We start from the raw sequence: 10,631 nt of genomic DNA on the forward strand, positions 1-10,631 counted from the left end.
AGGCGTCGGGGAAGGCCAGCGGCTGCAAGATGTTCATGACCTGGAACTGGACATTGGTCAGGCCACGGGAACGGGCCTGCGTGTTGGCGTACTCGACGACGTTGGGGCTGATGTCGACGCCGATGACTTCGACGGAAGGGTGCTGGAAGGCAACTTCGCTGGCCCAGCCGCCGGGGCCGCAGGCCAGATCGAGCAGGCGCCCGCCTTCGGGAAGGGTCTGGCCTTCGGGGAAGAGGCCGCCCATGGCCTCGGCGAGCAGGCGATCTTGCTGGACAAGGCGAGCCAACTCCTCGACCTGCTCGGGATCAACGGGGTAGGTGCTGGCCTGGGAAGACTGGGAAGACTGGGAAGACTGGGAAGACTGGGAAGGCTGGGCTTGAGGCTCGGGCTCGGAATAGGTCATGACGGCTTCTCCTTTCTTTTGCTTGTTCCTTCTGTCGGAAGGGAAAAGGCAGTGAGCCACCTACCCGCTACAGGGAGCAGGTGCCAGGGCAGGGCGCTGCATGTTGGCGCTCCCCCAGTGGGCTTGGTTGGGGGAGCGCACTAGCCAATCAAGAGGTCATGGGCTTATATCCCCAGACAATGAGCCAGGTCCCGATAGAGCAGAAGTCATCGGCCTGGGCCTCGGCGATGGCCTGCTGATAGAGCTGGTCAAGCTCCTCGCGGCTGATCAGGCCGAGCTTGACCAGGAAGGGCTTGATCAGTTCGAAGAGAACAAGCATATCTTTGAAGTAGGCATAGTGCAGCGGGGCATCACTCGACCCCTCGGCGGCGCTGGCGTACAGGCGCACATCCTGGAAGCCGGCGCGGCGCAGCAGGCGCGCCAGAACGGGCGTGAGGCCGATGTGGCGCCCGTCAGGCGAGAAGCTCTGACCGGCGCGCTTGAAGGCGGTGGCGATGAGAGCGAAGTAGCGTTCAACAGCCTGACTATTACTCAGGGGGAACTCGCTTTCCGTGAGGCGCATGATCCCGCCGGGCTTCAGGAGGCGGCGACATTCAGCCAGCAGGTGTGGCCAATTGTGAGGCCGCATGAAGCTGGAGAGCAGCCGCCCATTGATAAGGTCGAAGGAGGCGTCGGGGAAGGCCAGCGACTCCATGACGTTCATCACCTGGAATTGGATATTCGTGAGGCCACGGGAGCGGGCATAAGTGTTGGCGTACTCGACGACGTTGGGGCTGATGTCGACGCCGATGACTTCGAGGGAAGGGTGCTGAAAGGCGACTTCGGTGGCCCAGCCCCCGGGGCCGCAGGCCAGATCGAGCAGGCGCCCACCTTCGGGGAGGGTCTGGCCTTCGGGGAAAAGGCTCCCCATCGCCTCGTTCAAGAGACGGTCTTGCTGGATCAGGCGGGCCACCTCTTCAACCTTCTCGGTATCAATGGGGTAGGTAGGACCAGTCTGAGACATTCCGGCTGGCGCAATAACATTGTTCTCTCGTGTATCGGTCATCGTTTCTCCCTCTATTCCTTTCCGCTCTTGCTGTCGGGCAAGCAGAAAGGCCTGTTGATTGGTCCTGATAGGAGACCTCGGCCTGCCTCTTCAAGGCTGCTCTCCCCAGGCTGTTAGCCAGTACCAGACCGCAAAGAAGTCGTCGGCCTGCATCTCGGCAACCGCCTGCTGATAGAGCGACTCCACTTCCTCAGCGCGCGCCGCGCCTGTCTTTACGAGGAAGGGTTTCAACAAATCGAACATAACGAATACATTTTTGAAGGTGCTGTAGTGGTGGGGGGTGCCGCTGGACCACTCCAGCACACCGCCACGTAGGCGTACCCTGGTGAAACCGGCCTGGCGCAGGAGTGGGGCCAGCACCGGCGTGATCCCCAGATGAAGCCCGTCGGGCGAGAAGCTCTGACCGGCGCGCTTGAGCGCTTCTGAGCAGAGCGTGTAGTAGCGTTGGGTGGCTGGGCTGGTGGTCAGGCCCCATTCGCTTTCGGTCAGGCGGATGATGCCGCCGGGCTTCAGGAGGCGGCGACACTCGGCCAGGAGGCGAGGCCAATCGTGAGGCCGCATGAAGCCGGCGAGGAAGCGTGCGTTGATCAGATCAAAGGAGGCCTCACGAAAGGCCAGTGGCTGCGTGATATCCATCACGGCGAAGTGGGCGTTACTGAGGCCGCGCGAGCGAGCCTGTGCGTTGGCGTAGTCGACAACGCTGGGGCTGCGATCGACGCCAATGACTTCGGCGTCGGGGTAGCGAAAGGCCAGCTCCAGGGCCCAGCCGCCGGGGCCACAGGCCAGATCAAGCACCTGGGCCGCGCCTGGCAGCGCCTCCACTTCGGGCAGGAGGCCGCCCGTGGCCTCGGTGACCAGGCGATCCTGTTGCATTAAGCGGGCTAGCTCTGCCGCCTCTTCTGCATCGATAAAGTAGGTCCCTTCGCCGGCGGGCTGGCTGGGGGCGCGTGGCTCGTTGGCTTCTGCTGCGGCCATAGCTCGAGCATTCTCCTCTCTCTCCGTCTCTTGATCCTGCGATAGTCAAAAGGCGGGCGACCCCCCTGCCCGCAGCGTCTGGTAGAGTCTTCCTGAGCCTGCTCGGACAGATGTCGCCCCTCGTGCTCTTTTCTTCAAAGAGCATACCAGTTTGTATCACAATTGGCAAGGCTGTTTCTTTCTACGTTTAGGGCTGCTCCCCCTGATCGCTCCTGGCCAGGAGCATATTGATAATATTGAGTTCGTGGGACATGAACAGGTAGTGATCCAGGAAAATCTTGCGCCGCGCCTCGGGCAGGTTGTAACTGCGAAAGATGACAAAGGGAAAATGCTCGTAGTGCCGGCCTAGCGGGAGAACGCTATCGATGGGATAGAGGGCGCGCAAGTAGCTTTCCAACAGCCGACGAAAGTTCGCGGCGCACTCGTCCCCGTTCTCGGCTCTGCTCTGAAACTGGCTACGAAAGACTGCGCTGACCAGCAGCGTGTGTAATGGAATGGCATAGTGCTGGTCGGCGTGCTGCGTTTCCTGGCTGAAGTGGGGAATGATGGTGTTCTCGCGGGCGATGTGGCGTAGCTCCTTGATCAGAGCGATACCGTCCTTGAGCAGGAGGCGGATCTCGTCGTTGCAGTGCGGATGACGCCGGAGCGCCTCCATACGCTTGAGTAGTTCCTCCCCGTGCCGGTCGGTTTCCAGGAGCTTGAGCAGGCTGATCCAGTATTCTTCCCGCAGGCGCCGCTCACCTAACGGTACAATCAGCAAGCTGCCTGCGATATAGGCGCGTTCCAGGGGAGGCAGCCTCAGCAGATGGTCGAAGCCCTGCATGACGGCCTGCTCAAACTCCTGCGCCAACTGATCCAGGACGGTCAGATAGGGGCGCGGCTGGCCCTTGCTCTTAGCTCGCGAGGAGGCTCCTCTCTGCGGCGCGCGGTGGCGCAGACTCGTTCGGGGGGGCGTCAGCTCGATGTGGACCTGGCTGAGGACGTTGATCAGGTAGGTAGCCACTTCGCGAAAGGCCGGATTCTCTGGATGCTGATAGCGTAGATCATCGAGTTGGTCGACCAGGCGTCCCAGGCGTGAGGTCAGGCTCTCGCCGGCGGAGAGCACGGCCTTGCCGCCTATGGGAATCATCAGGAAGCGCTGATAACCAATCTGGCCCTCGCCCTTGATGCGCGTGAGGAGAGCCGTTTTGAGGATCAGCAGGATATTGAACAGGGCCAGCAGGCTTTCGCGCAGGGCCGAGGCCCGCTCTTCGCTCCGCTCGTAGAAGAAGCGGTCAGAGAGATAGAAGGTAATGCTTTTCTCGGTGTGATCGAAATCGCCGCCGCGCCCGCGGTAGATGACCTGGAGAATCTCCATCAGGTTCTGCTCAATGGCGAAGCGCGGCACGTCAACCAGGATCTCGCGAGCGCGCTCAAAGGAGAGGCCGCGACTGGCTGAGGCGGTCATGAAGATGGCACGCACCCGGTTCTGATAGTCTTTGACTTTCTGTTTCTCTTCCTCGGAGGTGTTGGCGTGGATGGCCAGGTAGTCTTCGTAGAGCTGGAAGCGCCCCAGGCGGCGCTGAAGCTCAGCGATCAGCTCGGCCAGGCGCTGCTTGTCCTGGATGTAGATCAGGACCTGCGGAGCCTCGGGCTGCTGGAGGATAGTGAGCAGGTCCTCTAGCAGGCGCTGCTGCAGGCTGCTTTTCAACTGCTGGCTGCTGGCTCGCAGGGCGGTCTTGTCTTCGTAGGGCTGGATCTCCAGGCCAACGCGGTAGCGCAGGCGCAGGGCCCTGGCCGGGTAGCCGTTGGCGTTGATGCCGACGGCCCGCTGCCGCTTGAAGGAGAATTCGCTGCGGCTGAGGGGTTGCGGTGGCTGTGTGGCGCGCCGGAAATAGATTTTGTCCGGCTCGTAGGCGCTGTCTTCCAGGTGGCGCTGAATGAGCTGGGGGTCGACGATCGAGGCGTCGGCCACAATGACCTTGCAGTGGATGGTCGTCTGGTGGAAGAGCTGGTACTGACTGAGCAGGCTGTGTACGCCCTCAACGAAGGCCGCGCCGCTTTCGTCGCCTGTGACTTCGTCAATCATGAAGAAGATGTATTTGATCCGCTGGCTGAGGTGCTCCAGGGCGGCTTGTTGCAGGCTCCCCTGCTTGAGCAGGCTCTGAAACATGCGCTTGAGGTGCTTCAGGGTGGTCGCCTGCTCGTGGCTGGTGCGCCGGAGCGATTGGACGGCCACGGTGGCGACGATGGTCGGGGAGAGTTGTTCTGTCAGGGCGACGTCGATGGCTGAGCAGAGGCTGTCAAGGACGCCGCTGATGCTCTGGCCGCGGTCGATGAGGAGGCCCTCTTCGACTTCCTCTAGTCGGCGCTCGCGCGGGCGCTGCTGCTGGGCTTCGGGGCCTTCGGCGGGCAGGAAGTCGACGCCGCCCACTGAGAAACGCTCGTGGCGCTGGAACGAGTAGTAGTGCACGGTATGTTTGCCGCCGTTGGCCTGAATGTAGGCAGAGTTGGTCGTCAGGGCCAGCAGCGTTTCGCAACGCGGGTGCTCTGGGTGGTCCTGCTGGAACTTGTGGATGATGTCGATGTTGACCTGCTTGCGGGGGCTGACGTAGATGAAGAGGAAGCCTTCGCCCTGCCTGGCGCGCGCTTTGAGAAAGTTGACGATGGCGGTGGTTTTGCCGATGCCGGGCGTGCCGGTCAGGAAGAGGTAAGGGGTCGGTTGGGCCAGTTCGCGCAGGACAAGGTCGGCGTGGAGGTCGCGCAGGTTGCGCCCGACGCAGGGCGTGTCGGGGAAGAGGGCCTGTAATTCGGGGGTCACCTGCTCGGCGCTGAGGGGGGCATTCATGGCCACGAAGTCGGTGAGCCATTCCTCATGACAGATCCAGTGCAGGCCGTCGTCCCGCCTGGGCTGCTCCAGGAGCTGCCGAATGAAGCGCCCGCCGTCCTGGAAGGCGCGCCGGACGTAGTTGCTGATGACGGTCAGCAGTTGCTCGCGGCTGGCCTCGATCTCCTGGCGCTTGTCGCGCTCGCGGTAGATCTCGGCGCAGGCTGCCAGGACGGCGAGCTGATCGCGGCGCAGGGTCATGCTGTTGCTGCCGCGGTCGGTGTAGCCGATGATGTGAAAGGTGAGGCTTTCCTCGGGGGGGAGAATCTGGTAGGAAGACAGGAATTGATAGAAGCTATGGGCATAGCTGGCTGCCTGGATGAGCTTGTAGCTCTCTTTGTCGCGGCGGCTGAAGGCCTGGAAGTAGTGTTTGAGGCCGCTGGCTAGCAGTTCCTGGCCACTAAGCAGGGTGGCATCGGTGTCGATGCTCAGGTTAGAGAAGACGCTGCGGGTGCGCATGTAGCCCAGCTCGCGTAGCAGCAATTCGCCGATCTCCTCGGCTAAGGTGAGGCTGCGGGCGTCGCTAAGACTGCGGACGGTGAAGACCGACAGGTCGATGCTGAGCAGGCGCCAGTGTCGGCCCTGTCGCAGGAGGAGCAGGAGGTCGGCCTGGGGAAAGTGGCCGCGCCCACAGTAGCCTTTGTAGATCTGCTCGCTGGGGGGGAGTGTGTAGCCACGCCGGCGCAGTTGTTCTAGCAGTTCGGCGAAGGCCAGGCTTTCTTTTTTATCGTAGGTGCCCAGGCTGTTGGGACCGTGAAAGCGGCATTGCAGGTAGAGGATGTCTGGCGGTGCGCTGCGGAGGGCCGCCAGGGCTTCCAGGAATTCCTGGCAGAAGGTCAGTCCGCCCAGGTAGCCGCGCAGCAGGATGAAGAGCGCCCAGTAGCGGAGCTGCTCGCGGTCCCAGGTGCTGACGACGTGGCTACGCTTGCTGAGCCGGCTGTAGAGCGGCTCAAAGTGAAGCTGGGCCAGCTCCTGGCGGTAGTATTCGTAGGTCGGTTGCTGGAGGCAGCCCTGTTGGCTGAGGGCGGCGAGCAGGCCGCTGGCGAAGCCGATTTCGAAGAGCCGGCCCATGTCTTCGGCGAAGTGCTGGTCGCTGCTCGCTGGCTCAAGGCCCTCAGCGCCCTGGGTAGCGGCTTGTTCTGAGACTGACATGCTGCTTGTGCTCCTCCTTTCTGCCTTTCTGCTTTGCCCGGCTCGGCGTCCTTGTCGCGATGGCTCCTCAATGGGCAGGCGGGTTCTGGTCGGCTGCTGGCTGTTGGCGCTTGGGGTGGCGGGCCTGTTCCAGCTCGCGCGAGCGCAGGACTGAGCGGACGTGCGTCAGAAAGGCCAGCATGTTAAAGCGGCACTGGCCTTTCATGTGGGGAATGATGGCCTGGGCGCCGGTGCTGCGGTCGCCGATGATGCGCTTGTAGGGGTCGAGCTTCATCATCGGGTTGGACGGCCTTTCGAAGCGCATGAAGTGCAAGAGGGTAATGGCTTCGATCAGGCTGTGCTTGGTGGTGCCTGGCTGGTCGGGGGCCAGCAGGTCGGACCAGATGTACTGCTCGTAGGTGGGGTCCTGGTCGTAGACGTGGGTGACCGTGGAGTAGGCCATGACGCCGTTGTAGACTCGCTCCTGCGCCTCGGGGGCGCCGGCGGGAATGGAGTAGCCGGTGTAGAGGTTGAGGAACATGACGGTGCGCTTGCTGGGATCGTTGACGACGTCGGCCAGCTCGCGCAGTTCGTCGATGTAGAGCGACTCTTGATCTTGCTTGGCTGAGCTGCGCTCAAGGTCGAGGACGTAGTAGAGGTCGCAGAAGATGGGGTAGACGCGAAAGTCGGCGCCGACTTCGCGCATGGCCTGGATGATGTCCTGGCTCATGAAGAACAGTTCACGGGCGCCGCCTTTGGTGAGGCCCAGGGTACGGCTGTAGGGGGCGTGGGCCACGTAGAGCAGGTGACGGTAGCCCTGTTGGGCACAGTAGCGGGCCTGTTCGATGATGATGTCGGGCCGCGTGTGCATGCTCTCGGAGGGGTGATTGTCGGCAAAGGTCCTGAGCCGGCGCAGTACGAGGTCGTTTCCCTGCCGCTCCAGGCCCAGCACTTCGCCGTAGATGGTGGCCAGGTAGTCATCGCGCGCCTGCGTGTTGTAGTCACATTTGCGGCTGGAGACGACCAGGATGGCCACTTTGTCCAGGCGCCCCTGTTGGGCCGGGTCGGCGTTGGAGGCGGTGGTCGCGGTCGCCGCTTGCGGCTTGAAGCGGTGCGGCAGGGCCGCGTAGAGCGAACACAGGGCGCTTCTGAGCATGTGGTAGCTGGTCTGGTCGCTGGCCTCCAGGGTCTTCCTATGCAGGCCTTGCGAGCTGGTCAGGTAGTCGGCCCCTAGCAGGTGCTCCAGGACCTTGGTGATGCCGTGCAGGACGCTTTCGTCGTTGTAGTGCTCCTGGCCGGCCTCTTCTTTCTCGACGTGGATGCAGATCAGGGGGATGAAGCGCTGGTCTGGCTCAATGGCAGTGGCGCTGTCGACGACCAGTTTGATGAAGAGGTAGGCGAGCAGGAGGTAGGTGAAGCGGTAGACGAAGGCCGCTTCTGAGTGCACGGCTTGCCCTTTGTAGTGGTAGCCGTAGCCAAGCGCGATATGGCGCAGGTCGCCAAAGCGTCGCCGGATGAGTCCCCTCATGAGGACTGTTTCCTGCTTATCCGCCACGGCGGGGACCAGGATGACGGGGAGAGCCTGCAGTTGGCCAAGGTCGTGGCTCATCTGGTAGCTGCCGATGGTCTCCTCGCTGGCCTCCTCCCCTTTGAGGAAGTAGAGCGGTTCGATCTGCAGGCTGACATCGAGTTTGCAGAGCACATTGCTGCTGAGGCTGGCCCCTTCGATAGTGATGTACTTGAGTAGCTCGCGTCGCCGCTCTTCCTGGAAGGAGAGTTCTGGGCTGAAAAAGTGATGGTGGCAAAAGATCTTTTCGGGATCTCTGGCCAGCACGCCGGTGCTCAGGGAGACGACCAGGTCGGTCCGGTAGGTGCGGGCCTGGTGGGAGGGCTTGGTGAGGGAGGCGATCAGGACGGTGCGCAGTTGCTGCAGGAGGGCTAAGGTGCTCTTGTTGGACCCCTGGTCCTGGGCCTCCGGCGGCTCTAGTTCGGCGGCCAGCCGCTGCAGGGCGGCCTCTTTCTCTTCCTGGCTGCCAGCCCGCAGGATGGGTAATAGCTCTTGTTCAAAGTCGTGCTCGGGCTGGTAGGTCGGGTCTTCCCAGCGCTTGAAGGCGAAGAAGTAGAGGACGGCTACGCGGATGATGCGCGTGTAGAAGGCTTCAAGGGTGCCGTTGCTTTCGGCTTCCTGGCGGCGCCTTGCAAAGGCGGGGTGGCCTGGTTGCAGAAGGGCCAGGTGGAAGGAAAAGGATGGCTCTCCCTCACCACCGTGGACGTGTACTTTGCCGTTGAGTTTGAGGCGCAAGCCGTGGATGAAGCGTTTGAGGCCCTGCTGCTCGTAGATGATTTCGCCGAGCTGACCGGCGACTTCGCCGAAGATGGGCAAGGGATCGAAGGCGTCGGCCCGTGAGAAGAGGTCGCGCAGGTTAAGGCGCTGCTGGGTTGGTAATGCTCCGTAGGAGACGAGGTAGTGGCTGTCGGGGTGGCGCTGGAGGTAGCTTTCAAGCTGGCGCAGGCGCTCGATCAGGGTCTGGAGCAGACGCGCGGCCTGGAGTTCTTCCTGGCTGGCCTTGGGGTCGCTGATGAGGCTCTCTCTGATGTAGGCCAGGTAGTGAAGGCGCGCGGTGCGCTGGATGCGGGCCAGGACCTCATTGGTGATGGTCTCGCACAGGGTGTTAATCTGGTCGGCGACCGGTCCCTCGGTCTGGCGAAGGATGGCCGCGGCCTCTTTCAGTTCATCTTCTTCGGCTTGCTTGTTCTCGCGGTAGGTTTCAAGGTGGGCCTGGATGCCAGCGATGATGTTCTCTCTGAGGGCGTCAATCCGCTGTACATCGATGGTCAGTTTGTGCCCTTTCAGCCTGGTCCGCTCCTTGGTGCCGGGCTGCTTCTGAAAGTGCAGGCGACGCCGCCGTACCAGGGACGGCTGCCCCAGGGGATAGCGAAGGTTGTTGATGGTCTCCAGCGGTTTCCGCGGATCGAACTTCTCGAAGCGCTTGATGCTCAAGCGGCTGAGGGCTTGAAAGAGGCTGCTGGCGCACTGCTCGGGGGTCTGCCTGTGCAGGCGGCAGAGGTCGTTAAAGGCCTGGCGCAGTGGCTGCAGGATGTATTGCTCCAGATCGCTGCTGAACTTGCTGCGGGCCTTGTCTTCGGCAAAGTAGACGCTGGCGTAGCTGGTGCCGTAGCTGTTCTCGAAGGGATGGGCCAGCTCTTTCACCTGGCTGGCTACTGCCTGGGCGATGTGGTCAATGTTGAAGCTGAGCCGATGCTTTCCAAGCTGCAGGATCGCGCCCTCAGTGCCAACCAGGCGCTTTTCTTGCTGTAGCCGCTGTAACTGCTTGCCGATGGTCGCGAGGAGCTGGCTGTAGTTGACAGAGGCTAGCTGGTGCTGTCGTTCTCTGAGTGTGCTCATGGGTGGTGGTCATCCTCCACTGTGCGGCTCCTGGTTGTCTGTACGGGTCAGAGGGCAATGGCGCCGGGCGCCTTGGGCGGCACAGCGCTGCGCTGGGGTCTGCCCTTTTTCTAGTGAAACGTTGGCGCTATCTCTTTTTTGTAGGGCAGAATGCCGGACGGGTGAATCACTGCGGTGGAAGGTGCCCAGCGTGCCGGCTCGGATGCTGCCCCAAGCTTCTTCTTTTTTGAGGTGACGGAAGAAGCGGTTACTGCGAGCGAGGTGTCTGCATATGGAGAGGCAGGCCCTGACACGCGGGTAGATGAGGCGGTGAGGGCGAGAGGGCCGCGACGCGCAACGAGCGGGGTGGGCGCGACATCGCCCGCCCTGCTGTGCGCGTCTATCATCTCTGGCTAGAGGTGGCCCTGGTCCCCGGCCTCGGGAGGCTGTAGCTCGGGCGGGCATTGCTCCCAGGGAATGCGTCGCAGCAGCTCGATGCGGGTTTTGGCTCCGAGTCGATCACGCAGCCGGTAGATGTGACCGCGCACGGTGCTGGTGCTGATGCCCAGGTGCCTGGCGATCTCTTCGTCTTCCAGTCCCTGGCGTAGGAGGAGCAGGACCTCCCATTCGCGGGGCCGCGGCGGCCCTGGCTCGCGTGGCCCCCATTTGCGATGAAAGCCTCGGCGCTGGCTTGTGCCGTTCATGCTTTGGTGTTGTCCTCCTCTCTTGGTGGCTATGAGGGCCAGTGCTGGCGGCTGGGGTCCGGTAGTGGTAGGGGGGCGAGCAGGGCCTGACTGCCGATGATGAAGGGGGTCGGTGGTAAGGG

Annotated in this window: 6 protein-coding genes; all 6 read right to left on the minus strand. The window is 62.4% G+C overall.

All coding sequences use genetic code 11. From position 1 onward, the window contains the following. Nucleotides 1–403, minus strand: a 403-nt coding sequence (locus tag IRZ24_RS11230) for a class I SAM-dependent methyltransferase (RefSeq protein WP_297164022.1), incomplete at its 3' end; no start/stop codon positions are given. Nucleotides 404–551: 148 nt separating this feature from the next. Continuing rightward, entirely contained in the window at nt 552–1,448 is an 897-nt protein-coding gene (locus IRZ24_RS11235; protein WP_297164025.1) for a class I SAM-dependent methyltransferase, read from the minus strand. Between the two features lie 90 nt (nt 1,449–1,538). Beyond that, complete coding sequence (locus IRZ24_RS11240; RefSeq protein WP_297164028.1) at nt 1,539–2,423, minus strand: class I SAM-dependent methyltransferase; 885 nt, start codon at nt 2,421–2,423, stop codon at nt 1,539–1,541. Nucleotides 2,424–2,610: 187 nt separating this feature from the next. Further along, nucleotides 2,611–6,441: a hypothetical protein gene (locus tag IRZ24_RS11245; RefSeq protein ID WP_297164031.1), complete on the minus strand. Its 3,831-nt coding sequence runs from the start codon at nt 6,439–6,441 to the stop codon at nt 2,611–2,613. Nucleotides 6,442–6,508: 67 nt separating this feature from the next. Then, entirely contained in the window at nt 6,509–9,826 is a 3,318-nt protein-coding gene (locus IRZ24_RS11250; RefSeq protein ID WP_297164034.1) for a hypothetical protein, read from the minus strand. Between the two features lie 392 nt (nt 9,827–10,218). Further along, on the minus strand, nt 10,219–10,509 hold the full coding sequence (locus tag IRZ24_RS11255) for a helix-turn-helix transcriptional regulator (protein WP_297164037.1): 291 nt from the start codon (nt 10,507–10,509) through the stop codon (nt 10,219–10,221). Between the last annotated feature and the right edge of the window lie 122 nt (nt 10,510–10,631).

It is taken from the genome of Thermogemmatispora sp., from assembly GCF_019683755.1.
Lineage (GTDB): Bacteria > Chloroflexota > Ktedonobacteria > Ktedonobacterales > Ktedonobacteraceae > Thermogemmatispora.

Excerpts from the sequence above, each read along its gene's own strand:
- IRZ24_RS11245 (WP_297164031.1), bottom strand. The coding sequence starts at position 6,441 with ATGTCAGTCTCAGAACAAGCCGCTACCCAGGGCGCTGAGGGCCTTGAG.
- IRZ24_RS11250 (WP_297164034.1), bottom strand. The coding sequence starts at position 9,826 with ATGAGCACACTCAGAGAACGACAGCACCAGCTAGCCTCTGTCAACTAC.
- IRZ24_RS11240 (WP_297164028.1), bottom strand. The coding sequence starts at position 2,423 with ATGGCCGCAGCAGAAGCCAACGAGCCACGCGCCCCCAGCCAGCCCGCC.
- IRZ24_RS11255 (WP_297164037.1), bottom strand. The coding sequence starts at position 10,509 with ATGAACGGCACAAGCCAGCGCCGAGGCTTTCATCGCAAATGGGGGCCA.
- IRZ24_RS11235 (WP_297164025.1), bottom strand. The coding sequence starts at position 1,448 with ATGACCGATACACGAGAGAACAATGTTATTGCGCCAGCCGGAATGTCT.